At 70.1% G+C, this 25593-nt stretch carries 20 protein-coding genes and 1 pseudogene; 12 read left to right on the top strand and 9 right to left on the bottom strand.

Annotation, left to right across the window (positions count from 1 at the left end):
* Positions 1 to 11: 11 nt before the first annotated feature.
* From ACSMXV_RS17635 to rfbD, 3 genes are read left to right on the top strand one after another with little or no spacing between them, the layout of a single operon-like run.
* Positions 12 to 1079, top strand: a complete 1068-nt coding sequence (locus ACSMXV_RS17635; RefSeq protein WP_473178974.1) for a glucose-1-phosphate thymidylyltransferase — start codon at positions 12 to 14, stop codon at positions 1077 to 1079.
* On the top strand, positions 1076 to 2074 hold the full coding sequence (rfbB, locus tag ACSMXV_RS17640) for a dTDP-glucose 4,6-dehydratase (protein WP_473178541.1): 999 nt from the start codon (positions 1076 to 1078) through the stop codon (positions 2072 to 2074). Before ACSMXV_RS17635 ends, rfbB begins: the two co-directional genes overlap by 4 nt.
* Complete coding sequence (gene rfbD / locus ACSMXV_RS17645; RefSeq protein ID WP_473178542.1) at positions 2071 to 2931, top strand: dTDP-4-dehydrorhamnose reductase; 861 nt, start codon at positions 2071 to 2073, stop codon at positions 2929 to 2931. The genes rfbB and rfbD overlap by 4 nt, the downstream gene beginning before the upstream one ends.
* 161 nt (positions 2932 to 3092) lie before the next feature.
* Here the strand turns inward: rfbD and ACSMXV_RS17650 are convergent, their stop codons facing one another.
* From ACSMXV_RS17650 to ACSMXV_RS17675, 6 genes are all read right to left on the bottom strand, one after another.
* Positions 3093 to 4715, bottom strand: coding sequence for a glycosyltransferase family 2 protein (locus ACSMXV_RS17650; RefSeq protein WP_473178543.1), 1623 nt, complete (start codon positions 4713 to 4715; stop codon positions 3093 to 3095).
* A gap of 42 nt (positions 4716 to 4757) precedes the next feature.
* Positions 4758 to 6740 (bottom strand): glycosyltransferase family 2 protein, encoded by a 1983-nt coding sequence (locus tag ACSMXV_RS17655; protein WP_473178544.1) that lies wholly within the window; start codon positions 6738 to 6740, stop codon positions 4758 to 4760.
* Positions 6741 to 6743: 3 nt separating this feature from the next.
* Positions 6744 to 7352: a dTDP-4-dehydrorhamnose 3,5-epimerase gene (rfbC, locus tag ACSMXV_RS17660; protein WP_473178545.1), complete on the bottom strand. Its 609-nt coding sequence runs from the start codon at positions 7350 to 7352 to the stop codon at positions 6744 to 6746.
* Positions 7353 to 7452: 100 nt separating this feature from the next.
* Entirely contained in the window at positions 7453 to 7827 is a 375-nt protein-coding gene (locus ACSMXV_RS17665; protein ID WP_181862438.1) for a DMT family transporter, read from the bottom strand.
* A gap of 103 nt (positions 7828 to 7930) precedes the next feature.
* On the bottom strand, positions 7931 to 9454 hold the full coding sequence (locus ACSMXV_RS17670) for a methyltransferase domain-containing protein (RefSeq protein WP_473178546.1): 1524 nt from the start codon (positions 9452 to 9454) through the stop codon (positions 7931 to 7933).
* Between the two features lie 32 nt (positions 9455 to 9486).
* Positions 9487 to 10686 (bottom strand): glycosyltransferase family 39 protein, encoded by a 1200-nt coding sequence (locus tag ACSMXV_RS17675; protein WP_473178547.1) that lies wholly within the window; start codon positions 10684 to 10686, stop codon positions 9487 to 9489.
* A gap of 352 nt (positions 10687 to 11038) precedes the next feature.
* On the opposite strand from ACSMXV_RS17675, the gene ACSMXV_RS17680 reads away from it, so the two are divergent.
* Complete coding sequence (locus ACSMXV_RS17680) at positions 11039 to 11845, top strand: class I SAM-dependent methyltransferase (RefSeq protein WP_473178548.1); 807 nt, start codon at positions 11039 to 11041, stop codon at positions 11843 to 11845.
* A gap of 129 nt (positions 11846 to 11974) precedes the next feature.
* Positions 11975 to 12330 (top strand): annotated as a pseudogene (locus tag ACSMXV_RS17685) (hypothetical protein); the annotation flags it as partial.
* Between the two features lie 60 nt (positions 12331 to 12390).
* Here ACSMXV_RS17685 and ACSMXV_RS17690 read toward each other — a convergent pair.
* Positions 12391 to 12801, bottom strand: coding sequence for an organic hydroperoxide resistance protein (locus ACSMXV_RS17690; RefSeq protein ID WP_181660463.1), 411 nt, complete (start codon positions 12799 to 12801; stop codon positions 12391 to 12393).
* Between the two features lie 128 nt (positions 12802 to 12929).
* Between ACSMXV_RS17690 and ACSMXV_RS17695 the strand changes: the two genes are divergently transcribed.
* Positions 12930 to 13514, top strand: a complete 585-nt coding sequence (locus ACSMXV_RS17695; protein WP_473178549.1) for a MarR family winged helix-turn-helix transcriptional regulator — start codon at positions 12930 to 12932, stop codon at positions 13512 to 13514.
* Between the two features lie 12 nt (positions 13515 to 13526).
* On the opposite strand, the gene ACSMXV_RS17700 is transcribed toward ACSMXV_RS17695, so the two are convergent.
* Complete coding sequence (locus ACSMXV_RS17700; RefSeq protein WP_473178550.1) at positions 13527 to 15575, bottom strand: glycosyltransferase family 39 protein; 2049 nt, start codon at positions 15573 to 15575, stop codon at positions 13527 to 13529.
* A gap of 874 nt (positions 15576 to 16449) precedes the next feature.
* Between ACSMXV_RS17700 and ACSMXV_RS17705 the strand changes: the two genes are divergently transcribed.
* The 3 genes from ACSMXV_RS17705 (at position 16450) to galE (ending at position 20373) form a co-directional block, all read left to right on the top strand.
* A complete protein-coding gene (locus ACSMXV_RS17705) occupies positions 16450 to 17637 on the top strand; it encodes a glycosyltransferase 87 family protein (protein ID WP_473178551.1) in 1188 nt (395 codons plus the stop codon).
* Between the two features lie 19 nt (positions 17638 to 17656).
* Positions 17657 to 19312: a glycosyltransferase family 2 protein gene (locus tag ACSMXV_RS17710; RefSeq protein WP_473178552.1), complete on the top strand. Its 1656-nt coding sequence runs from the start codon at positions 17657 to 17659 to the stop codon at positions 19310 to 19312.
* An 80-nt stretch (positions 19313 to 19392) separates the two neighbouring features.
* On the top strand, positions 19393 to 20373 hold the full coding sequence (galE, locus tag ACSMXV_RS17715) for a UDP-glucose 4-epimerase GalE (RefSeq protein WP_473178553.1): 981 nt from the start codon (positions 19393 to 19395) through the stop codon (positions 20371 to 20373).
* A gap of 54 nt (positions 20374 to 20427) precedes the next feature.
* Here galE and ACSMXV_RS17720 read toward each other — a convergent pair whose 3' ends face one another.
* Positions 20428 to 21039: a TetR/AcrR family transcriptional regulator gene (locus ACSMXV_RS17720; protein WP_374064397.1), complete on the bottom strand. Its 612-nt coding sequence runs from the start codon at positions 21037 to 21039 to the stop codon at positions 20428 to 20430.
* A 216-nt stretch (positions 21040 to 21255) separates the two neighbouring features.
* Here ACSMXV_RS17720 and ACSMXV_RS17725 point away from each other — a divergent pair, with 216 nt between their 5' ends.
* The 3 genes from ACSMXV_RS17725 (at position 21256) to ACSMXV_RS17735 (ending at position 25587) form a co-directional block, all read left to right on the top strand.
* Positions 21256 to 22203: an ABC transporter permease gene (locus tag ACSMXV_RS17725; protein WP_473178554.1), complete on the top strand. Its 948-nt coding sequence runs from the start codon at positions 21256 to 21258 to the stop codon at positions 22201 to 22203.
* Between the two features lie 136 nt (positions 22204 to 22339).
* Positions 22340 to 23125, top strand: a complete 786-nt coding sequence (locus ACSMXV_RS17730; RefSeq protein ID WP_473178975.1) for an ABC transporter ATP-binding protein — start codon at positions 22340 to 22342, stop codon at positions 23123 to 23125.
* 182 nt (positions 23126 to 23307) lie between these two features.
* Positions 23308 to 25587 carry a CDP-glycerol glycerophosphotransferase family protein gene (locus ACSMXV_RS17735; protein ID WP_473178555.1) on the top strand — a complete coding sequence of 760 codons (2280 nt, stop codon included), beginning with the start codon at positions 23308 to 23310 and terminating at the stop codon, positions 25585 to 25587.
* The last annotated feature ends 6 nt before the right edge of the window (positions 25588 to 25593 follow it).

A 25593-nucleotide genomic window follows, 5' to 3' on the forward strand; every position in this document is an offset into this window, starting at 1 on the left:
TCATGCGCCCCATGAAAGCACTCGTACTGGCCGGAGGTTCGGGAACCCGGCTTCGCCCGATCACCCATACCTCCGCCAAGCAGTTGGTGCCGGTAGCGAACAAACCCGTGCTGTTCTACGGGCTCGAATCCCTCGCCGAGGCCGGTATCCGCGATGTCGGCATCGTCGTCGGCGAGACGTCCGGCGAGATTCGCGAGGCGGTCGGTGACGGCTCGCAGTTCGGTATCCGGGTGACCTACATCCACCAGGTACGTCCGCTCGGTCTGGCCCACGCCGTGCTGATCTCCCGGGATTTCCTCGGCGACGACGACTTCGTCATGTACCTCGGTGACAATTTCATCGTGGGCGGCATCACGGAGATCGTCGACGCGTTCCGTGAAGAGCGTCCCGATGCCCACATCATGCTGACCCCCGTCAGTGACCCGTCGGCCTTCGGCGTCGCCGAACTCGATCTCTCCGGGAACGTCATCGCGCTGGAGGAGAAGCCGCAGCATCCCAAGAGCGACCTCGCTCTCGTCGGCGTCTACCTTTTCACACCGCTGGTCCACGAGGCCGTACGCTCCATCGAGCCGTCGGCCCGCGGCGAGATGGAGATCACAGATGCCATTCAGTGGCTGATCGGGAACGGGAAAAACGTCCGCTCGACCACCATCACCGGTTACTGGAAAGACACGGGCAATGTCACGGACATGCTCGAGGTGAACCGCTCGGTGCTGGAAGTCCTCGAGCCGGAACAGGCCGGGGACGTCGACTCCGAAAGTGAGATCATCGGCCGGGTGCGTATCGAGAAAGGCGCCCGGGTGCGGCGCTCCCGCATTGTCGGCCCCGCCGTGGTGGGCGCGGGCGCGACCGTCACGGACTCGTACGTCGGTCCTTTCACATCCATCGCCGCCGATTGCGCCGTCGACGACAGCGAGATCGAGTACTCCATCGTCCTCACCGGAGCCTCCGTGCGCGGCGTCCGCCGTATCGAGGCGTCGCTCATCGGCCGCCAGGTGGACGTGACGCCCGCCCCGCGCGTGCCCGCCGCCCACCGATTCGTACTCGGTGATCACAGCAAGGTTCAGATCTGCTCATGACGACCACAAAGATCCTGGTGACAGGCGGTGCCGGCTTCATCGGCTCGCACTACGTCCGGGCGCTCCTCGGGCCCGGCGGCCCCGGAGACGTGCAGGTCACGGTCCTGGACGCCCTCACCTATGCGGGCAACCCGGCCAACCTGGACCCAGTTCGCGCCCACCCCGGCTTCGGCTTCGTGCACGGGGACATCTGCGACACCGACCTCGTGCGCAAACTCGTCGGCGAGCACGACGAGATCGTGCATTTCGCCGCCGAATCCCATGTCGACCGGTCGATCCTCAGTGGCGGCGAATTCGTCCGTACGAACGTCCTCGGCACCCAGACCCTCCTGGACGCCGCCTTGCACAACGCCCCACGGCGCTTCGTGCACGTTTCGACGGACGAGGTGTACGGATCCCTGGAGTCCGGTTCCTGGACGGAGTATGAGCCGCTCGCGCCGAACTCCCCGTACTCCGCCTCCAAGGCATCCAGCGACCTGCTGGCCCTGGCCTACCACCGCACGCACGGACTCGACGTCCGCGTGACCCGCTGCTCGAACAACTACGGGCACCACCAGTTCCCCGAGAAGGTCATCCCTCTCTTCATCACCAACCTGCTCGACGGGCGGAAGGTCCCGCTCTACGGGGACGGGTTCAACGTCCGCGACTGGCTGCACATCGACGACCACGTCCAGGGCATCGAGCTCGTCCGCACCGGCGGCCGGCCAGGCGAGGTCTACAACATCGGCGGCGGCACCGAACTCTCCAACCGCGAGCTGACCGATCGCCTGCTCGACGCGTGCGGCGCCGACTGGGACATGGTCGAGTACGTCGAGGACCGCAAGGGCCACGACCGCCGCTACTCGGTGGACTGCACCAAGATCCGTACGGAGCTCGGGTACCGGCCGCGGAAGGCCTTCACGGAGGGCCTGGCCGAGACGGTGGCCTGGTACCGCGACAACCGCGCCTGGTGGGAGCCCCTCAAGGCGCGGGCATTTGTCGGGGCTCAGCGATGAAGTGGCTGGTCACGGGCGCCGGCGGCATGCTCGGCCAAGAGGTCGTCGATCTGCTGGCCGCGCGGGGCGCGAAGGTGGACGCCCGCACCCGCCGCGAACTCGACATCACCGACCCCGCTCAGGTCCGGCTCGCGATCAAGGCCTTGGCGCCGGACGTCGTCGTCAACTGCGCTGCCTGGACGGCGGTGGACGACGCCGAGTCCCGGGAGGCGGAGGCCCGTCGCGTCAACGCCGACGGTCCGGAGCTGCTTGCCGAGACGTGCCGTGCGTACGGCGCGCGCCTGCTTCACGTCTCGACGGACTACGTCTTCCCCGGCGACGCGACCGTTCCGTATGCCGAGGATGCCCCGACTGGCCCGCGCACCGCCTACGGCCGCACCAAGCTGGCGGGCGAGGAGGCCGTGCTCAGCGTGCTGCCCGACCGCGCGGCCGTGGTCCGCACCGCCTGGTTGTACGGCGCCCACGGACCGAGCTTCGTCCGCACGATGCTCCGCCTGGAGCGCGAGCGCGACACGGTCGATGTCGTCGACGACCAGGTGGGACAGCCCACATGGGCCCGAGACGTCGCCGAGCGGCTCGTCTCACTGGGCACGCGCCCCGACGCGGTCGGCGTCTTTCATGGAACCAGTTCAGGCGAGGCCACCTGGTACGACCTCGCGCGCGAGGTCTTCCGCCTCGCCGGCGCCGACCCGTCGCGTGTCCGCCCCACGGACAGCACCGCGTACGTCCGCCCGGCACCGCGCCCGGCCTTCAGCGTGCTCGGCCACTGGCGCTGGGCCGAGGCGGGGCTCGAGCCGCTACGCGACTGGCGGGCGGCGCTCAGCGCCGCGATCCCCGGCATCCGCCCCTCGGTCTGATCCCCCTGGGAGGGGGTCGTGGCCCGGGAGACAGCCGTGGACCCCGCCCGGGAGATCAGCCGTGGACCCCAGCACGGGCGGCCGTGGTCCCCAGCCCGCGAAACGGTCGTAGTCCCCCGCCCGGCAGACGGGCAGGGGACCGGGGGACCGGGGGCTCCGGCTCATCCCCGTACGTGGCGCCATGCCTTCCCGAGCGGGCGCCGGACCGGTGCCGGAATGCGAATGCGCTGCCTCAGCGTGACCCGCCCCGGAACATCGCTCAGCCGGTGGTAGAACTCACCGATGTCGAGGGCGAGTTGGCGGCTCGCCGTCCAGTACGGGATGACCGTGCGGGTGGGCGTGCCCACCTGAACCGCCTGTCCGGCGAGCGGCTGGCTCTTCCAGTCGCCGCGGAGCGCCGCACTGCGGCCGAGTCCCAGGAACTGGAAGAACGCGGAGACGTCGTGCACGCCCCGCTCCAGGGGACCGCCTCCGGCGGCGGTGAGCGGATCGATCCGCATGGTTCCGGACACCACGGGCTTCTTCCTGCCGCGACCCGCATCCTCAAGGTGGACCGCGAAGTCCGATTCGGGATACCAGCCGATGTGCTGTCCCCTGTGTGAAAGCCGGATTTCGCCGTAGGCGGCATTCAGGGGGTCGCCGGCCTCCCACTCCTCCGCACCGGGGAGTCCCTCGGTGAGCACCGGATCGAGCAGCAGCCGTCCCCGGCGTTCGACGAGCGTCAGGGGCTTGCCGTCGGCATGGACGAGATGCAGCCGCACCGGCGCGGTGAGTGCCCCTTCATGCCAGCGGGGCCTGCCGAGTTCGGCACGGGGCGCCATCTGCTTGGTGCGGCCGGCCAGGAGGCACAGCGCGTCGAGACGCCCCTGCTCCAGCAAGTGCCCCCTCAGGCGCGCCACCGCGGGAAGGCCGGCAAGGACCGACGGGGGGAACTCCTCAAGGACGAGCTTCCGTACGGCCTCGTAGCGCTCCTCGATCTGCCGGTGGCTGCTCAGTACGTAGGGCTCGGAAACCTGACGGAGGATCTCCACCCGGTACGTGCGGCGCAGCATCTTGTCCTGCACCGGTCCGGGCGGCGTATGGGCCTTGACGGTCTGGACGACCTTCCGCAGATAGCCGAAGTACTCGTCGACGACGAGCCCTCTGCTGCTCGTGTTCTTGCCGTCCTCGCGGCGCATCCAGTAGTAGCAGGGATAGTCGCCCACGACCGATACGCATTTCGCCACCGAATAGGCGTGAGCCATGAAGAGCTGGTCCTCGAGCCGGCACCGCCCCTCCGGGAACCTGATCTCGTTCTCGAGCAGGAACTCCCGCCGGAACATCTTGTGGGGGGTCAGGCTCTCGAAGAGCGTGTGGGTCTCGACGGTGCACCTGTCGATGGTGCGGGCGAAGACGTTGCTGGGCCCCGCCATGGTGCCCGCCGTCTTGCCGAGGACGATGTCGGATCCGTTGCGCTTGCCGAGTGCGTAGAGCCGTTCCAGCGCCTCGAGGCCCAGTTCGTCGTCCTGGTCGACGAACTGCACGTACTCGCCGCGGCTCATCCGGGCGCCGACGTTCCTCGGCTTGCCCGGCCAGCCGGAGTTCTCCTGGTGATGGACGCGCACATGAGGGTGGCGTTCCGCGAGCCGGTCGAGGCGCTCCGCCGAGTCGTCGGTGGAGCCGTCGTCGACGTAGACGACCTCGTACGCGTCCGGGCCGATGCTCTGCCGAAGAAGCGTTTCCGCACACTTCTCGATATAGGGGCCCGCGTTGTAGACGGGTACAACGACGCTGACTTTGAGCATGGGAACCTCGTGGTCGGTGTGTGGTGGAGCCCAGGGCGGAACTCAGCGGGCAGTGAGCCGCTGCGCCCTGCGCATCGCCCGCCGGAGGAGACCGGGCCGCGGCTTACGGGGAGGCGGCACGGGATGCTGGGCGGCGCCTTCGTGCGGGCGACGCAGGGAGAACGCGCCTCCGGGGCCGACGGTCAGGACGAGGGGGAGCCGGGTGCGACGCTCCGGCTCGTCACACAGGCTCAACTCCAGCCGCCAGTCCCCCTCGGCGAGTTCCGGGTCGGAGAGCCCGGCGCGCAGCACCGACCCGGAGCGTCCTTCGGCTGCGGTCACCACCGCGCGGGCCGTCACCGTGCGCTCCGCGCCCGCGTTCCCGGACAGGTGGAGCAGTGCCTCGGTCTCCTCGGCGACCTGCACCGGCAGTTGCGCCACCAGATCCGCGCCGTCCACGCGCACCTCCCGGACGCCGAGGTCCGCGAGGTCGTACGCGAATCGCGAGGTCGCCTGGCCGACGTCCAGCGACAGATTGCCGTGGGGTTCGGTCCAGTACGGCAGGACGAGCCGCGCGGGCTCGCCGAGGAAGGCGGCGCGGCGGCCCGCCCGGGCGGCCTCGCTGCGCACGGCGCCCAGGCGGGTCTCCTTGGTCCAGCCGCAGATATGGATCCGAACGAAGACGTCCCAGATGCCGCGCGTCAGCGGTGCGCCGCCCGCCGCGGACTGCGGGTCGATCGTGGCTGTCGCACGCAGCACCAGCCTGAACCGGTCCGCCTCCTGGCCGTCCATGCGCTGTCTGGTGAACTCGACGGGCTGGTAGAACTCGGCGGCCGTCGAGCGTTCCCGTACCACCAGATCGATCTTCGCCTTGCCGGTACGGGCCGACATGTCGGCGTCCTGCAGCGCCACGACATCCCGGCCCGCCGTCTCGATCGGGATGTCGAGCAGGCCCTCCTCGCCCTTGCGCAGGAACGTCATCGGCTCCTTGCTGACGCGCATCTCGCCGGTGAAAGCGACTCGGAGCGTGCCGCCTTCCCACTCCAGGCCGGTCAGCTCGGCGCCCGGCCTGATGTCCTTCTCCCACCGGGCGAGCGCCTCGATGTCCGGGTAGCGGTCGGCCTTGATCAGCGCGCCGACGACCTGCTGCGTGGGCAGCATCCCGGTCATGACGCCGGGCCCGAAGCGCTCCACGGCCACCTTGTGGATCTCGCGGAACATCTCGTGCCGGTAGTCCTCCGGCCAGCCGAGCAGCCGGCCGCCGCGCATCCGCTCGATCATCTCGTTGCGGAACCAGCGGCGGTACAGCTTGTCCCGCAGTGGTCCGGGCTCGGTGTACTTCTCGACGACGTCGAGGGCCTCCCGCAGGTTGCGGAAGTAGCCCACCGGGTCGATGCGCTGGAAGCCGGCGTTGGAGGCGTCCTCGCGCTTGACGTGGTAGTAGCAGACGTAGTCGCTGAGGACGGCGACGCTGCCCGCGGTGAGATACGCCTCGGTGACGAAGACATGGTCCTCGAGCCGCCGCCGCCCCTCCGGGAAACGCAGCCCGCGCTCGTCCAGGAACGACCGGCGGAACATCTTGTGCGGGGTGAGGCTGTCGATCAGCGGCGCGTTCATGACGTCGGCCCGCGGCCGGTTCACGCGGAACAGCTCCAGCGGTACGGGTCGGCCCTTGCCCGCCATCTTGCCGATGACGACGTCCGCTTCGTGCTCGACGCCGTACGCGTACATCCGCTCGAGCGCCTCGTCCCCCAGCCAGTCGTCGTTGTCGACGAACATGACGAACTCGCCGCGCGCCGCCTCGATGCCCACGTTTCGGGGCTTGCCCGACCACCCGGAGTTCTCCTGGTGGACGACGCGCATGTGCGGGTGCTGGGCGGCGAGTTCGTCGAGGCGGGCCGGGGTCTCGTCCGTGGAGCCGTCGTCCACGAAGACCGCTTCGTACTCGTCGTCAGGGAGGCTCTGACGCAGCAGCGAGGCGATGCACTCCTCGATGTACGGGCCGGGGTTGTAGACGGGGACGACGACGCTGACCTTGACCGTCATGTCTCACCCTCCGAGCAGTGCGGGACTGTGGCTGGCGTACATCGCCAGGCAGTCCTCGTAGCGCGGCAGCAGCCCGGCCCGCTCGGCCTCGGCGAGGGTGGGCGCCTCGGCGTCCTTCGCGGAGAGGAGGGGTTCGAACACCTCGGGCCAGGCGATGCCGAGCTGTTCGTCGAGCGGGTGGATGCCGTGCTCGCGGTTCGGCGTGTACGGGGTCGAGCAGAGGTACACCACCGTCGCCTCGTCGCTCAGTGCCATGAAGGCGTGGCCGAGACCCTCGGCGAGGAACACGCTGCGGTGGTCCACGTCGTCGAGGCGCACGGCCTCCCACTGTTTGTACGTGGGTGAGCCGACGCGGATGTCGACGATCACGTCGAGCACCGCGCCGCGCACGCACTTGACGTACTTCGCCTGGCTGGGCGGGACGTCGGCGTAGTGGATGCCGCGCAGCACGCCCCTGCGCGAGACCGAGCAGTTGGCCTGGGCGAGGCTCAGGGACCGTCCCGCGCCCTCATGGAACGGGCCTTCCTTGAACCACTCGTGGAAGGCGCCGCGCTCGTCCGGGAACACCCGGGGCTCCCACGCCCACGCACCCTCGATCGTCAGTGGACGCATCTGAGCAGACCTCTCATTTCGCCATATTGACCAATACCTACAACTGGGAAGCCGTACGAGAGGTTGCGGGGCGGCGGGTGCCCGAGCGGAACGTTTCTCCTCAGCTCTGCTGCCCCGCCATGACCGTAATGAGGCCCAGTACGACCATGACGGATCCCGTCCAGGTCCACAGCGACGTCCGCTCGTGCAACACGGTGGCGCTCACCAGCACGATCAGCAGATACCCCAGGGCGTTGAACGGGTAGGCGATGGACAGCGGCACCCGGGCCAGGGTCGACATCCAGGCCACCGCCGAGACGGCGAACACCGTCAGGCCGAGCACCACCCATGGGCTGGTTGCGGCGTGCACGGCGATGGATCCGCCCCTGCGCTCGACCTGGGCCGCGGCCGCGCGCATGCCGTGTTTGAGGAGGATCTGGCCGGCCGCCGACGAGAAGACGGCGAAGAGCAGCAGTGCCAGGCTCGGGAGGCTCAACGGCTTTCTCCTCGTGGTTGGTTCGGTACCGCCCGCCCCTGTCCCGGCCACGATCTCGGTCCGGGTCCGGGCCTCGGGGACGGAGAGCGGTCCGGACGCTGCCTCAGACGCCTGCCTGCTGGGTCGCGTCGGCCGGGGTGAACTGACGGTTGAGGAGGTCTTGGACATCGATGTGCTCCCCCGCGATGATCGTTTGGGCCGCATGCGGAGTGAGCGATGCGACGTACTGATAGCCGAAGACGGTCGGCCGGACGCGGGTCAGCAGCCTGGACACCGCGCCGAGTGTCCGCGAGAGGGGCCCTCCGCCGAGAACGGACCAGAAGGGTGCGCCTGTCGCGGCGACGTCGAGGACGTCGTATCCCGCCGCCCTGACCGTCCGGCGCAGGCTGCCGCGGGTGAAGAAGCGCAGATGCGTTTCATCAAGGATGCCGCGGCGGTCGTAGTCGAAGACTCCGAGCGCGACGCGCAACCTGGAGTACCAGTGCCCGAAGTTGGGCACGGACACCAGCACCTGTCCGCCCGGCCGCAGCACCTCCCTGAGCTGGGAGAGCACCCGCTCGGGCCGGGAGAGGTGCTCGATGACGTCACCGGCGACGACGTAGTCGTAGCCCACGCCGACCTCGTCCGGCAGTCCCTCTTCCAGGTCCGCCAGGACGAATCGCGAGCACCGTTCGCGTACACCCGGAACCTCGATGTAGTCGACGCCCGTCACCACGTGCCCGAGCGCTTCGAGACGCTCCGCGAACAGCCCACCTGAGCAGCCCAGGTCGAGGACCCGGCCCGGTGGCAGCTCGCGCATCTTCTCGAGGATGACCGAGTGCGAGGAGCCGTCGCCCTCCTTGAAGGCGTACTCGGCGGGCTTCGGAATCCACGGACAGGTGCCGAAACCTTTCAGCGCGAGCCGGTACTCGAGGACGTCCTTCATGACGTCCTTGGCGTAGCGCATTCCGTTGACGTAACAGATCTCGTCGCCGTAGTAGGTGGGGATGGGGATCTCCTTGATCCGCATCCCCGCATGGAGCAGCTGGACGATGATCTGGGTGTCGAAGTCGAAGTCGTCGGTGTTCCGGTCCACGGGCAGCCTGCGCAGCGCGTCGATGCTGTAGGCGCGGTAACCGGAGTGGAATTCTGTGAGATCCGACCCGAGCAGCCGGTTCTCGCAGCGGGTGAGGATGCGGTTGCCGAGCCACTTGTACATCGGCATGCCGCCCTTGAGGGCGCCTTTGGAGTCCATCATCCGCGACCCGAACACGGCCTCGCACTCACCGCGTTCAATGGGCGCCACCATTTCGGGAAGCAGTTCGGGGGCGTACTGCCCGTCGCCGTGCAGCAGCACCACGATGTCCAGGCCCCGCTCCATGGCCAGTGCGTATCCGGCCTTCTGGTTTCCGCCGTATCCGAGGTTCTTGGTGTGCCGCATGACGACACTCCTGGGTCTGCCCTCGAGTTGGGACCAGCGGCAGCCGGCGGTGAAGGTCTGGTCCTGGCTGGCGTCGTCGAGAATGAGGATCTCGGCGATGCGCGACCTGAAGTCGGCGGGGATGCGGTCGAGGGTCTTCTCCAGGGTCGACTCGGCGTTGTACGCGACGACCAGGATGCCGATCCTGGGAGTCGGAGTTTGCGTCACGGGTACTTCCCCATTTTCGCTTGGAAATGCGCTTACTTGGCTGAGTTGTCGGCGAGTTCGGAGGCTCTCTCGGAACGGGGGGCGCCGATCTTCGTCAGTGCGTGGAGGTGGTTCCCTGCTGTGGCGCCCGGCCGGATGAGGAGCCTGTACATGCCGCTGGCGATGCCAGCCGCAAGGACGGCCCAGCCGAACGCGGCGACCAGCAGGGCCGCCTCGCTCCACCGCGTGGCGAACCGTCCCGTGTACACGAGGTAGGCGACGACTCCGAGCACCGCGTTGTACGCAGCTCCTTCCCACAGGCCGATTGCGCACATGGCTGCCGCGGGCCAGGCCAGGTACTGGATGGAGGAGCCCGTGGAGAGCAGCAGAAGGAGCGCCAGGGTCAGCCCCACGACCACGGGAGCCTCCGTCGGCCGCCGCCAGGCGAGCAAGACCCCGACCGCCACGCAGAGCAGCACGAAAAGCAGGTGTCCCGGGCCCCGGGCGAAGGCAATGGCTCCCGGCATGTCCAGCCAGTCGGCGAACCTGACGAGGCCCCAGAGATGCCAGCGACCGCCGCTGTAGTCGATGACGTTCTCCTTGAGCGCTCCGGGAACCGTCAGCACGGAAGGTCCCCAGATCAGCGCCATCAGCCCGGTGAACGCCGCGCAGAAACGCACGAACACCGGCCGTCCGGCGCGCGCGGCCACGACGAGCAGCACGGGGATGGTCACGACCGGAACGAATTTGATGCTCACGGCGAGCGCAGCGGTCAGCCCCGCCGCCACGGGCCACTTGCGGTCCGCCAGGAGGTGGGCCGCAGCGAGCGCGAGCATCACCGCAACCGGGTCGTTGTTGCCGTGATGGCCCGAGATCGCGATCAGAAGCGGGCTCAGCGCCACGACGCACGCACAGGCCATCGCGGTGCGCACCCGGGCGCGTCGCCGGACGATTTCGAAGACGAGCACGGCGGCGATCGCGTCACCGAGGGTCGCCGGCAGGCGAATGAGCGCGGAGAAAGGGATGCCCAGCCCATCGAGCTTGTCCATGCCGAGCAACATCCATCCGGTCAGCGGCGGATGGTTGTACAGCGGGAGTCCGGGCAACGGCTGCTCGTAGATGCGAACGGGACCGAATTCATCGATGGCTTTGGCGAATCCGTGGAAGATTCGGACGTCCGCCGTCCCTCGCGACGTAGTAACGAAGAACAGCCTGAGGAGCAGGCCCGTCACCACCGCCCCGGCGACGACCAATCGCGCTTTCCGTAGGTCGGTAGAGTCCGGTGCCGCTCGCATACTCATGCCCATGGACGAGGAACGTAGCACCGCACATGGCGATGGATACGCCCCCACGCTTCAGTGATGAACATACTTAAGCGATACGTTTCTTCAGTCGCCAGCGGATTCCTCGTGTCCCGGTAGGCAAATCACTTTCCGTATTCACCCGGAAGGCCCATGGGCCCCGTAATCCCGAGGCCTCGTCCTCGTTCACGGTCCGAGTCCCCGGTTTCCCGTGTCTGTTCGCTTCACCCGATCGAGCGCCGGACTGGCGGGGAGCCATCCATGGGCCAGCCGTCCGGCCGGATCACGAAGCGAGTTGATCACCATGACGACCCAGACCGCACCAGGAACAGCGCGCAATCTCAACGAAGTACCAGGCTGGTTCCGTGCCATCGACCAGGACCTCTTCCGCGTCCTGCTCGATGCCACCGCGACCGAGCCGGGCGACCTCCTGGAGATGGGGTGCTACCTCGGCAAGAGCGCCATCCTGCTGGGAGAGCATCTGCGCGCTGAAGAAACGTTCACGGTGTGCGACCTGTTCGGCGTCGAGTCGCACGGGCTGTACAGCCGCCGGGACACTCTGGCCTTCTACCGCCAGACCCTGACGCGTGAGGCCTTCGAGGCCAACTACCTTGCGTTTCACGAGAATCTGCCGGTCATCGTGCACGGCAGGACCACCGCGCTCGCATCACGGATCGAGCGGGACAGCTGCCGTTTCGTGCACATCGACGCCTCACGCACGTACGAGGACATGAGCGGCGACATCGACATCGCCCGGAGCGCCCTGCGCAAGCACGGCGTCGTCGCGATCGACGACTACCGCACCGAGCACGTGCCGGGGGTGGCCGCCGCCGCCTGGGAGGCCGTGTTCACCAAGGGTCTGAGGCCGGTGTGCCTGTCGGCGGCCAAGCTGTACGCGACATGGGGCGACCCCGAGCCGTTCCAGCGGGCGGTGCGCAGCTGGGCCGCGGACCGCGTGGACCGCGTCGTCGCGGACGAGAAGATCGATGGCGATCCGGTGATCCGCGTGATCAACGCGATCCCCGGTCCGCGTGGCGCGCGCCGTCTCGCGCTCGAGCTGCTGCCGCCGGTGGTGTCCCGGGCACTGGTCAGGCCCAAGACGGGGCGCTGAGGCGTCGAGCAGGCACCGGTTGCAGTGGTGACCACGGCAACGGCCGAACGGCGGACGGCTCTCGGCTCGCGGTACCACCGCCCCGCGCCGCGGCAGCGGCCGCATGCGGCCGCCGGGCCCAGGTGAGAGTGGGCAGCGCGGCACATCCGGCCCGGCGGCGTCGTCCTGACCGACGGCTACCGGCCGAAGCGGTCGCTCGCCGCCTGCGGGCCCAACCTCGTGGCCCCCGCCTGGCCAGATCCCCGCCCTCGACGAACGGGAGCGGGGCCGCCGAGTGCAGGCAGTCCGCGCCTACCTCGCCCCGCCGTCGACCCGCGCGGAGCGCACCGCGATCGTGCTGCCAGTACCACGTGCGGTGGCTCCTGCTCGCCGAGGGCCAACAGGTGCCGGAGGAGGCGGTGGTGGTGGCGCGGAACGGGCGGACCGGGGAGGTCCTGGCGCAGGTCGACGGGAGTGTGTCGAGGGCGGGGTCCAGCTCGAGGTGAGGAAGCCCGGCGGGCTGAAGCCCGGCGGGCTGACTACTCGACTTGCTCGACCTATTCGGCCTACTCGACGACGAGCTCGACCGGGATGTTGCCGCGGGTCGCCTTGGAGTAGGGGCAGACCTCGTGGGCCTGCTTGACGAGCAGTTCGCCCGTCTCGCCGGCGAGGGAGTCGGGGAGCTCGACGCGCAGGGTGACGGCGAGCGCGAAGCTCGTGGCGTCCTTGCCGATGCCGACCTCGGCGGTCACCGACACATCGCTCGTGTCGACCTTCGCCTGGCGGCCGACCAGGCCGAGGGCGCTGGCGAAGCACGCGGCGTAGCCCGCGGCGAAGAGCTGCTCCGGGTTGGTGCCCTGGCCGTTGCCGCCGAGGGCCGGCGGCATGGCCAGCGGCAGGTCCAGCTGGCCGTCGGAGCTGACGGCACGGCCCTCTCGGCCGTTGGCGGTGGCGACGGCGGTGTACAGCGCGTCCATCAGAACCATCCCTCTGTGTGTCCGGGTGCGGTGTCCGGGCGGCTCGGTCGGCCGCCTTGCAGGCACTACTAGAGCACACAATTTAGTTGTGCACAACTAAATGGCTTGCCTTGGACTATCCTGGGGGCATGACCAAGACGCCGCTTTCCGCTTCCGAGGGGGTCGTGCGGGACGTGCCCGACAAGGCCGAGGCACTGCCTGATCTGTCCGACCCGTCCGCCGTGTCCGCCGTGGCCGCCGAGGAGTTCCTCCGCCTCGACCGGCAGATCTGCTTCTCCCTGAACGCCGCCTCGCGAGCCTTCAACAGCGTCTACCGCGTCGTGCTCAAGGAACTGGGGCTCACCTATCCGCAGTACCTGGTGATGCTGGTGCTGTGGGAGCACGGCGAGCTGCCCGTGAAACGGCTGGGCGAGTATCTGCGGCTCGACTCGGGGACGCTGTCCCCGCTGCTGAAGCGACTCGAGGCCGCCGGTCTCGTACGGCGTGAGCGCAGCGCCGAGGACGAGCGGTCCGTCCGCGTGAATCTCACCGGCGCGGGCGCCGACCTGCGCGAGCAGGCCCTGGCGGTGCCGCGCCGGATCACGGCGGCCACCGGTTTCGACCTCAGGGAGATCAGCGACCTCCGTGCCCGCCTGGACCGCCTCACCCTGGCTCTGGACGCGGCGGCGCTGGAGGGGGTCCCGGGCTGTGACGAATTCGGTGGCCCGCCATGACGACAGGTGCTGCTACGGCACGGAAAGCTGCGGCTGCGCCCGGCTTTGTGGGCCCATGGGCGGCGACGGCGGCTCCGGGTACTCCGGGTAGTCCGTGCCCACCGAGGTATCCGCCGAGGCGCTTGCCGATGCCGCCTGCTGCCTGACGTACAGCCGCAGCACACCCCCGGGCCGTTCGAACTCCGCTTGCGGCATGAACTCCTGCTGGAGAGCGATGAGTTTCGCCCGTTCCGTGGGATCCCGCGGGGACCATTCGGGCCGCAGTGCGTTGGGCTCGGCCAGCACCCACAGCCGGTTCAGAAAAGCCAGCCGGTGCCACAGCTGCTCCGGCCCCTCCTCCACCCCGTAGAGGGTGCCTGAGTCGGGTCCGCTCGTCTGCAGGGCGACGTCGTACACGCCTCGGAAGCTCTTCGGGTACGTCTGGGCGGTGCGCCGCCCTGCCGACGGCAGGAACAGAATCGCGTCGCCGGGCTTCACCAACCGGGCCGCGACTGCCGCCACGGCCGCCGGGTCGTCCGGCCGGTGTCCGGCCGTCCGGTCCTGCCGGTGCACCGGCAGTTGCCAGCAGAAGGCGACGGCCACGGCGAGAACACCGGCGAGGGCTCCGGCGTAGGGGCGCGCCCCGATCCGGGTGGCCGCTTTGCCTCGGGTGGCCGTTGCGCCTGGGGTGGTCGCTGCGCCTCCGGTGGTGAGTGCCCCTCGTGAAGTCGCTGTGCCTGGGTTGGTCGCTGTGCCTCGGTTGGTCGCTGCGCCTCGGGTGGTCGCTGCGCCTCGGGTGGTCCTGTGGCTCTTTCTCGTGGTCGCACCGCGATTGGCGGCCCCGCCGTGGACACGCACGCGTGCACCCACCGAAAGGCCCACATACGAAACGATCCGCTCCGCACCAGCGGCGGCAAGCAGGGGTGCGCCCGCCAGCGCGAACAGAACGTAGCGCGCGGTGTACAGCGGCCAGTGCTGAGAGACGGCGAACAGGGCGGCGGGCGGCAGCAGGACGAGCGGCAAGGCCACCGCGTTCAGTGACAGTTCGCCCCAACTGGCCGACGACGTACGCGCGGCCGTCCCGCCTGTGCGAGCCGACGGTACGCGCGAGGGCGCCGCGATGCGCGAGGGTGCCGCGACCTCACGAGTCGGCGGTACCGGCGCGGCTGCCCCTTCCCGGGCGGTCGGCGGCACCGACGAGGCCGAGCCGGGCCTGCGGGTCGACGACACACGCGAGACCGCGCCGCCCCTCCGGGTCGGCGCCACGTCCGTGGCCGCCCGGCTTCCGCGAGCCCGCGGCAGCGGGGCGCGCAGGGCCACTGCGGCAAGTACGAGGTAGACGGCCAGGACGAGTTGGCTGGGGCCCGCGAAGGAGCGCAGCAGGTATTCCGCGTCGTCCCCGTCGGGCGCTTTCAGCCATGCGACCTGACCGGACTGACCCTGTGAGGCCAGCACCAGCGGCAGCAGTACCAGTACGGCGGCCACCGCGGCACATGCCCAGCCGCACCACACGCGCCGCGGCACCCGGGAGACGAGCAGCGTCACCGCGTGCGCGAGGAGCAGCAGGATCGAGAGTTCGTGCATCAGGGCGGTGACCGCGACGACCGCGCCATAGGCGAACCACCAGCGCACGCGCGCGTGGGCCGCGCCGCCCACCGCGTGCACCGCATGCACCGCATGCACCGCATGCACCAGGAGCAGCGTCGCCAGGGCGGCTCCTGCGGCGACCATGGTGTAGGAGCGGCCTTCCTGCGCGTAATAGCCGGCCATCGGCGTGGCCGCGTAGAGCAGCCCCGCCCACAAGCCGACACGCGGGCGTGCCAGACGTAGACGGGCGCCGATGGCGGCGACGAGGCCTGCCGTGAGGGCGGCCGCGCACACGGAAGGGAGCCGCAGGGCGAACTCGCCTGGGTGGCCGCCCAGGACGAAGTGCATGAGGGCGTAGTACAGGCCGTGTACCGCGTCCGAGGTGTGCAGCAGACGCCAGATCTCCGGCAGTGAGCGCTGGGCGACCTCGTAGGTGACCGCTTCGTCGCGCCACATCGTGCCGCGCTCGAGTCCCCACAGGCCTACGCCGAACATGGCGAGAGCCGGGAGCAGTACGACGGCGAGCCGCCGGACAGCCGCGCCGCTCAGGAGGGCGGCGCGGCTCAGGACGGCATTGCCGCTTGTGGCGTCGGCCCGCGCGCGGGTGACTCGGGCGGCGATACCGCGCCGGGAGTCGACCGCCCCTGCGGTGACTCGTGGGGCGGTGATGCGTGGGTTGGTACCCCGTGGGGCGGTACCACGTGGTTCGGTGGCACGTGGGGTGGTGACTTTGTCCGGAGACCGGTCCTTGTCCGGAGACCGGTCCTTGTCCGGAGACCGATCCTGGGACTGTCGGCCCCGCGAACGTCCGCCCAAGGACCGCTGACGTTCAGACCGCGCACCCAGCGGCCACCACCCGCCCATTGACCACCGGCCCCGAGACCGCTCGGCCACAGGCCGCCCGCCCGGCGGCTGCGTATCCGAGGGCTGAGCAACCGGCGGCTGCCCGCCTGGTGGCTCCCCGCCCGCTTGCTCCCCGCCCGCTGGCTCCCCGCTCGTGAGCCGCTCATCCGGGCACCCCTTCGGCCTCGCGGACGGCAAGCGGAACCTCCGCCGCTCCAGCCGCGCGGGGAGCGGGGCCGGAAAGGGCCGCGCGTCGAGGAGCTCCTTGCGAGATGTAGTCGCTTGTGCAGACATGAATCCGATTTTGTGGTATTAGCTCACCTTTTCTCGGTATTGACGGCCTATCGGGCGGTAGGCAGGTGAACGTCTTACTCTTCCCGCGATGACGCGCCCGCTGCCCCGGTCCCGGACCCGCCCCATGCCTCAGGCCCGTACCTCCTCGCCGCCCGAGCCGAGCCCGGCGCGCCTCAGGCGCCCGCCCCCGGTCGTCTGCCTGGCAGTCGCCTGGCTAGCGACACGCGCGCTCATGCTGTGGCTTCTCGTGCACGACGAATGGGGCCCGTTGGGCGGAGGCGGTGTTTCGCGCGAGGTCCACAAGCACTATTTCCGCTGGTACGTCACCCTGACGCACGGCGGCTTCCCGGTGGACGACCCGATGTGGCAGTACCCACCTGGCGCCGGGCCCGTGCTGCTTTCCCCCGCGCTGCTGTCACCCTCGTGGCTGTCACCGGCGCTGCCGTCCCTCACCTTTTTCGAGGCCTTCGTCGCGCTCACGCTCGCCGTCGACGCGCTGGTGGCGATCGCGCTCGTGCGCCTCGGGAAGCGGCCCGGGCGCAGCCTGCACGGCGCCGTCTTCTGGATTGCCGGCCTCCCGCTGCTCCTGCACATCCCGCTCGTCCGGTACGACGTGCAAGCCACCGCCCTCGGCGTGTTCGCGCTGCTGGCCCTCTCACGCTCCACGCGCGCGTGCGGCGCGTTCGCTGCCGCGGGGGCGCTCGTGAAGGTCTGGCCCGCGCTGACGCTGCTGGGTACGCCGCGCGGGCGTACCACCAAAGAGGCCTGGACCGCGGCGGCGGTCTCGGCGGGTGCCCTGCTGCTGGTCCTGGCCCTCGCCTTCCAGCACCCGCTCTCCTTCCTGCGCCAACAGGGCAAGCGCGGTGTGCAGATCGAGTCGCTGGGCGGCACGGCGCTCGCGCTCGCTCGGCGGGCCGGATGGCCCGGCAAGGTGCGATACCAGTTCGGAGCGATGGAGTTCACCGGCCCGTACGTGTCCACGGTGGCCGCCCTGTCGCTGCTGCTCACCGTGGCCGCCTTCTGCCTGCTCCTGCTGTGGCGGCTGTGCGCCCGCCGGTGGACCGAGGCCACCCCGTACGACGCCGCGCTCTGCGCCGTCCTGCTCTTCACCGTCACAAGCCGGGTGATCAGCCCGCAGTACATGATCTGGCTCCTCGGCCTCGCCGCGGTCTGCCTCACCTCACGGCACACCACACAACGCCCCGTGGCGGCGCTGCTCGCGGCCGCGGCCGGCGTGAGCGCGCTGGCCTATCCCGTGCTGTACACGCAGATCACAGGCGGCACCTGGACGGGCTGCCTGGTGATGCTCGTACGCAACGGGCTGCTGATCGCCGCGGCGGTGCTGTCCTTCCGGCGGCTGTGGCGGGCCAGTCGCCCCCCACATCGGACAGCCGGCCCTCATGCCGGACAAATGCTCTGAAGACCTAAGATTTCATCTTATGGAACTGGCGCCCTCTCATCCGCCACAGGTATGCGTCGTCGTGATCGGCTACAACGACGCGGCCCACGTGACGGACGCGGTGCGCTCGGCGCTCGGCCAAGGCCCCGCCGTCGGCGAGGTGATCGCCGTCGACGACTGTTCGGCGGACGGCAGCGGTGACATCCTGCAGCGGCTCGCCGCCGAGGACCCGCGCCTGAAGGTGATCCGCCGCACCGCCAACAGCGGCGGCTGCGGCACGCCCCGCAACGACGGCATCGACGCCTGCGCGTCCCCGTACGTGATGTTCCTCGACAGCGACGACGTACTGCCGCCGGGTGCGGCGACCGCCCTGCTGAACGCCGCCGTCGCACACGGCGCCGACATCGCGTCCGGCCTGTGCGTACGCCGCGAACTGCCGCCCGGCGACGCCAAGCAGCACCGCGAAGGGCGCGCGGGCCGCGCCGAGCACCCCTGCCGCGAGACGCCCTGGCTGCCCGAGCTCCACGAGCGACCCACCGTCGTAGCCCGTCCGGAGAGGCGCCCTGCCCTCGTCCGCGACGCGCTCTGCGTCGGCAAGCTGTACCGCGCCGCCTTCCTGCGCGAGCACACGATCCGCTTCCCCGATGGCCGCTTCCCGTACGAGGACGTCGTCTTCAGCGCACGCGTGCTCGCTGCCGCGCCACGCATCGCACTGATCCGGGACGCGGTCTACGTATGGCACGTCCGCCGGACCGCCGAACAGCTGTCGATCTCCCTCGACCGCTCGGGTATCGACAACTGGCGCGCCCGGACGGCGGCCCACCGTCAGGCGGTCGAGATCCTGCTGGCCGCCGGCGAGAAGAAGCTGGCGCGGGCGGCCCGCGCCTACTCCCTCGACCACCCGCTGCGGATGTACGCGCGCGAACTGGAGCTGCGCGGCCCCGGCTACCGCCGCGCCTGGTGGGCCCTCACGCGCGCGTACCTGGAGTCCTTCGACGCGGCCGACTTCGAACGGGCCCCAGCCCCCGGCCGCGTCGTCGCCCGCGTCGTCCTCGCCTCCGAGGAGCCGCGCGACCTGCCCCGTCTGAAAGAGCTGGCGTCCCGCCCGGCGCGGCTGCTGCCCCCCTACGCACGGGCCGCCGACGGCACTCCGGTGTGGTCACACGACCTGCCCCAGGTGAGCCTGGACCATCTGCTGCTCCGGCCGATGCACGTACTCCCGGTGGCGGTCGACGCGGAACTGCGGCCACGCGCGCGTGCCACACGACTGCGGCTCCGCCTGCACGAGCTGTACGGGCGGGTGGGGGACGCGGGGCCCGAGTCCGTCGACGTCGAGTTCGTGGACCGGCAGCGGGGCAGTCCCGGCTTGCGCAGGACGGCCGCCTTCGCCCGGGACCCCGACGACGAGGACGCCTGGTCCGCCGACGTGCTCGTGAACCTGGCGGCGCTGGCCTCCGGCGTCTGGGACCTGCGTCTCCGGCTGCGTTTCCACGATGGCACGCGGCGCGAGACGACCGCCCACGCGGCCGCGGGCCCCGGCCTGCTGCGGCGCTCGGTCCTCCTCAGTCGCCGCCAAGGCGTCCTGCTCGTGCAGCCGTACGCCACCCATTCCGGGTCCCTCGCGGTGCGGCTGGCACCGGGGATGCATGGGGTGGCGGATGTCGCGCGGCGCAGGGCGGCGAGGCTGTTCCAGTGATCGGCCCGGTGGCCGACCGGGCGGCCTGGTTCACTAATACGTACGCACGAACGACACGACGGGACAGGTGACCATCGACCATGACCTGGCTGATCACCGGCGGCGCCGGCTACATCGGGGCGCACGTCGTCCGCGCCATGACCGAGGCCGGCGAGTCGGCCGTGGTCTACGACGACCTGTCCACCGGAATCGCCGAGCGCGTCCCCGACGGCGTACCCCTCGTCATCGGCTCGACCCTGGACCGCGACCTCCTGGACCGGACACTCACCGAGCACGGCATCACCGGCGTCGTGCACCTGGCGGCGAAGAAGCAGGTGGGCGAGTCGGTGGACGAGCCGCTGCGCTACTACCACGAGAACGTGGAGGGCCTGCGGGTCCTGCTGGAGGCCGTGGTGGCCGCGTCCGTCCCGTCGTTCGTGTTCTCCTCGTCCGCCGCGGTGTACGGGATGCCGGACGTGGACCTGGTGACCGAGGAGACACCGTGCCTCCCGATGAGCCCGTACGGCGAGACGAAGCTGGTGGGCGAGTGGCTGGTGCGTGCGGCGGGCCGCGCCCACGGACTGGCGACGGCGTCGTTGCGCTACTTCAACGTGGCGGGCGCCGCGGCACCAGAACTGGCCGACGTGGGCGTCTTCAACCTCGTCCCGATGGTCTTCGAGAAGCTGACGGAAGGCGCAGCGCCACGCATCTTCGGTGCGGACTACGCGACGCCGGACGGCACATGCGTACGCGACTACATCCACGTGGTGGACCTGGCCGAGGCCCATGTGGCCACGGCACGCCGCCTGGCCGCCGCCCCCGGGACGGATCTGACCCTCAACATCGGCCGGGGCGAGGGTGTTTCGGTCCGCGAGATGATCGACCGGATCAACGAGGTGACGGGATACGGGACCCCGCCGACCGTGACGGCGCGCCGCCCCGGCGACCCGGCCCGGGTCGTCGCCTCCGCCGACCGCATCGCAGCGGAACTGGGCTGGAAGGCGAAGCACGACGTACAGGACATGATCACGTCGGCATGGGAGGGATGGGTACGGCTGCACCCGGAGGCGGGCCGCGGCTAGGCCCCGTCCGCCCAGAACTCAGCGGGAACACCCTGACCCCCGCTCCCCGTGGGCTTACAGCGCGCGCAACGCCGCCGCCGTGGCCCCCGTCAAACTCGCCAGATAGCCCTTGGACAGGTCGCCCCTGACGACCACGGCCCGCCAGTACAACGGGCCGGAGATCAGGTCGAGGGCGAGGTCCTCGTCGACGTCCTCACGTAGTTCGCCGCGGGCGGCCGCCGAGCGGAGGATGCCGCTCGCCACTCCGTGCTGCCCCTCGCGGAGCGCCTTCTGCATGGCCTGCGCGATGTCGGGATTGCGCGCCGCCTCGGCCTGGAGATCCGGGATGATCTGCGAGGCCACGGGGTGGCGCAGGGCGCGCGACGTCACCTCGTACAGCAGGCGCAGGTCGCCCTCGAGCGACCCCGTGTCCGGCATCGGCAGACCCTGCACCGCCACCGCCGAGACCAGGTCCAGTACGAGGTGCAGTTTGGAGCGCCAGCGCCGGTAGACGGCGGTCTTGCCGACGCCCGCGCGGCGCGCGATGCCCTCGATGGACATACGGGCGTAGCCCACCGCTGCCAGCTCCTCGAAGACGGCGGCTCGGATGGCCTCCGTCACATCCTCGCGGAGCACGGCAGCCCCGGCTGGGGCTCTGCGGCGCTGCTGGGCGTCGTTCGTCGTCATACAGACCAGCATAGGACGTTACGACGAAACGGTTGCGTTCCGACGTAAGAGCGTCCTACTCTCGGCGTTACGACGAAACGGTCCCGTCCCGACGTCTTGTGTGGTCGTGTGGTCCCGACGTCCTGTCCCGTCCCGACAGGCGTCCCGTCCCGACGCGGCCATCTCGATCGGTCGTACGCGCCTCAGCCTCCCTGACACCCGAGTGAAAGCAGCGACGTGAGTCAGGTCCTCGATGCCACCCCCCAGCCAGCGCCCCAGCCAGCACCCCGGACCGCGCCCCCCACAGCGCACCCGGCCGAAGACGCCGCCGCCCTCGCCGCGCGGTACGGCCTGACCGTCAGCGGCGCGCGCCCCTCGCTGCCCGCCTACGTCCGCCAACTGTGGGACCGGCGGCACTTCATCGCCGCGTTCGCCACCGCCAAGCTCACCGCCCAGTACAGCCAGGCGAAGCTGGGCCAGCTCTGGCAGGTCATGACGCCCCTGCTGAACGCGGCGGTCTACTACTTCATCTTCGGCGTGCTGATGAACACCAAGCACGGCGTCCCGGACTACGTTCCGTTCCTGGTCACCGGCGTCTTCGTGTTCACGTTCACGCAGAGCTCCGTGATGACCGGCACCCGTGCGATCTCCGGCAGCCTCGGTCTCGTACGCGCGCTGCACTTCCCGCGGGCGGCGCTGCCGATCTCGTACTGCCTGCAGCAGCTCCAGCAGCTGCTGTTCTCCATGTGCGCGCTGGTAGTGATCCTGCTCGTCTTCGGGGTTCCGCCGACCCTGTCCTGGGTGCTGGTGATCCCCGTTCTGCTGCTGCAGTTCACCTTCAACACCGGCCTTGCGCTGATCATGGCCCGCATGGGCAGCAAGACCCCGGACATCGCCCAGCTGATGCCGTTCGTGCTGCGCACCTGGATGTACGTGTCCGGTGTGATGTGGAGCATCGAGCACGTGCTCAGCCGCACGAACCTGCCGGACGCCGTGCGCGTCGTGCTCGAGGCGAATCCGGCAGCCATCTACATCGACCTCATGCGGTTCGCGCTCATCGACAGCTTCCATGCGAGCCAGCTCCCCGACCACGTGTGGGCCTGGGCCCTGGGCTGGGCGCTGCTCGCGGGCGTCGGCGGGTTCATCTACTTCTGGCAGGCAGAGGAGCAGTACGGCCGTGGCTGAGACACCCGACACCGCACCCGACACCCCCCGCGACACCACCGGCGCCGCCGGAACCTCGGCAACCGCCGGTCCCGGCGAGTCCCCCGTCCCCACCGTCGTCGTCGACCGGGTCGACGTCGTCTACCGCGTCAACGGCGTGGGCAGCGGCCGCGGCACCGCCACCGCCGCGCTGAGCCGGATCCTGCGGCCGGGCCGGGCCGCCAAGGCCGCGGGCGTCCGCACGGTGCACGCGGTCAGGGGCGTCTCCTTCACCGCGTACAAGGGCGAGGCCATCGGCCTGATCGGCACCAACGGCTCGGGCAAGTCCACGCTGCTCAAGGCCGTCGCGGGGCTGCTGCCCGTGGAGAACGGGCGGATCTACACCCACGGCCAGCCCTCGCTGCTCGGTGTGAACGCGGCCCTGATGAACGACCTGACCGGCGAGCGGAACATCCATCTCGGCGGGCTGGCCATGGGCATGTCCCGCGAGGAGGTCCGCGAGCGCTACGAGGAGATCGTCGACTTCTCGGGCATCAACGAGAAGGGCGACTTCATCACCCTGCCGATGCGTACGTACTCCTCCGGCATGGCGGCCCGGCTGCGCTTCTCCATCGCCGCCGCCAAGGACCACGACGTCCTGCTGATCGACGAGGCGCTGGCCACCGGCGACCGCTCCTTCCAGAAGCGCTCCGAGGCCCGCATCCGCGAGCTGCGCAAGCACGCCGGAACGGTCTTCCTCGTCAGCCACAACAACAAGTCCATCCGCGACACCTGCGACCGCGTGCTCTGGCTGGAACGCGGCGAGCTGCGCATGGACGGGCCGACGGATGAGGTGCTCGAGGAGTACGAAGCCTTCACCGGCGGCAGCAGCGGCACCGGCGGCAAGAAACCCCGCGGCAAGAAGGCTGCCTCTGCGAAGCCCAAGATCCCTCTTCCCTCCTGAGGCATCCCCCTGAGGCATCCCCTGAGCAATCCTCCTGAGGGCATCCTCCTGAGGCTCGGTCCGAGACTTCCCCCGTGACTCCCCTCCCGAGACCCAACCGTACGTATCCCTTTTGTCGCATCAAGCGATGACTTATTACGCTATGGAGAGCTCGCGGTACCGCTCGAGGGCAAGGAGTCCGTGTGCAGCCAAGCCTGAGCGTCATCGTGTACGGACATAACGTCCAGGGGCATCTCGACGAGTCCCTGGACGGCATCTGCCTGGACGATCCCGGCGCCGACATCGAGGTGATCGTCGCGGCCGTCGGCCCTTCGGCCCAGCGGGTCGCCGAGGTCCACGCCGCCCGCGACCCCCGCATCGTCCCCGTCGCCCTCCCCCAGGACACGACCGACGCGGCGGCGCGGGCGGCGGGCGCCGAGCAGGCAACCGGCCGCTGGCTGCAGTTCGTGCGAAGCAAGGACGCCCTGCCTCCGGGGGCTCAGCGTGCCGTTGCCGAACACACGGGCGGCCTCCCGGATTCGGTGGACGTCCTGCTCTTCGACCACGTCCGCTCGACCTGGAACAGCCAGGGGGCAGCCGGGCGGGACAGCCGGGTGCTGGCCAAGGCAGGACCCGCACCCGTCGCCCTCGCGGACTTCCCGGGCCTGTTGCGGGTCGCACCGCTGCTGGGGAACCGGGCGGTGCGCGCGGAGTTCTGGCGTGCGCACGCCGCCGAGTTCCGCGCGCCGGACCCGACCGGTCCCCACGGGGCCGGCCCCGAACCCCCCACCGACGACGAGCTTTTCGCCGCGTACGCCACATTGCTGTGCTCCACGGCCGTCGCCTGCTTCGGCCACGTATGCCTCGATCACCGGCAGTTGAGGCCCGCGAGTCTGCCGCCGCCCACTCCCGAGGAGTTGTACGCGCAGATCGGCCGGTACGAGGACGTGCAGCGGCTCATGGCCGATCGCGGGGCGCCCGCCGCGCTGCGCGCCACCGTCTACGACGTGATGGTCTCCGAGTGGCTGCGGATCATCGCGCGCGGCGGGCTGTCGGAGCCGCTCGTACGGGAGTTCTTCCATCGCGCGTCACGGGCCGCGGTCGCCTGGCGCCCGGAGGGCCATGCCCGCCCCGCGGGACTGGGCGGCGTCCAGCGCTCGCTCCTCGAACAGGACGCATACGTCAAGTACCGCCTGCTGCAGGCCGCCAACCACCGGCAGCACAAGGCCAGATCAGCGCTCGCGACGCGAAAGCGCAAGGTCAGGGCCAAGGTCGGCGCCAGGGTCCGCGACTTCCGCTACCACCACGAACTGCGGCGCCCCGTCGACCCCTGCCTCGCCGTCTTCTCGGCGTACTGGGACCGCGGCGTGGCCTGCAATCCCGCGGCGATCGCCGCCGAACTCGCCAGGCTCGCCCCGCACATCCACCCGGTGTGGACGGTCTCCGCCGCGAGGGCGCCGCTGGTGCCGCCCGGCACCGACCATGTCGTGGCCGGCACCCGGCGCTACTGGGAGGTCATGGCCCGCGCCAGGTACTTCGTCAACAACGTCAACTTCCCGGGCGCCGTGGTGAAGCGCCCCGAGGCCGTCCACGTCATGACCCACCACGGCACCCCGCTCAAGCGCATGGGCCTGGACCAGCGGGAGTATCCGGCGGTCTCCAAGGGCTTCAACTTCCGGGGCCTGCTGGCCCGTGTCGACAAGTGGGACTACAGCGTCTCCGCGAACAGCCACTCCACAGAGGTGTGGGAGCACGCCTATCCCGCGCACTACACATCCCTCGACTACGGCTATCCGCGCAACGACGTCTTCTACCGGGCCGGCTCCGACGACATCCTCGCGATCCGCGAGAAACTGGGTATCGTGCCCGGCAGGACGGCGATCCTGTACGCGCCCACGCACCGCGACTACGAGGCCACCTGGACTCCGCGCCTGGACCTCGCCTCGCTGGCCGAACGGCTCGGCGAGGACACCGTGATCCTGGTGCGCGGCCACTACTTCTACAGCGGCGCCGCGGCCCCGCCGGCCTGGCTGCGCAGAAGCGGCCGGATCATCGACGTGTCGTCGTACGACCCGGTGGAGGAGCTGGCGCTCGCCTCGGACGCAATGGTCACGGACTACTCGTCGATCATGTTCGACTACGCCAACCTGGACCGCCCGATCGTCGTGTACGCGGACGACTGGGAGACGTACGCGAAGACCCGCGGTGTCTACTTCGACCTGATGGAGGAGGCGCCCGGCCGGATCGCCCGCACCCAGGACGAGCTGGCGGAGATCCTCACCTCGGGCGCCTGGCGCGACGAGACCGCCGCGAAGGCGCGGGCCGCGTTCCGCCGCCGCTTCTGCGAGTTCGACGACGGGCACGCCGCGGAGCGGGTCGTACGCCGGGTCTTCCTCGGCGAGAGCGAGGAGTCGCTGCCGCCGGTCGTGCCCATCGACGAGCGCACGCCCGCGCCGACCCCCGAGGAGGCCGCACCCCGATGAGCCCCA

Source organism: Streptomyces sp. DSM 42067 (assembly GCF_055792885.1).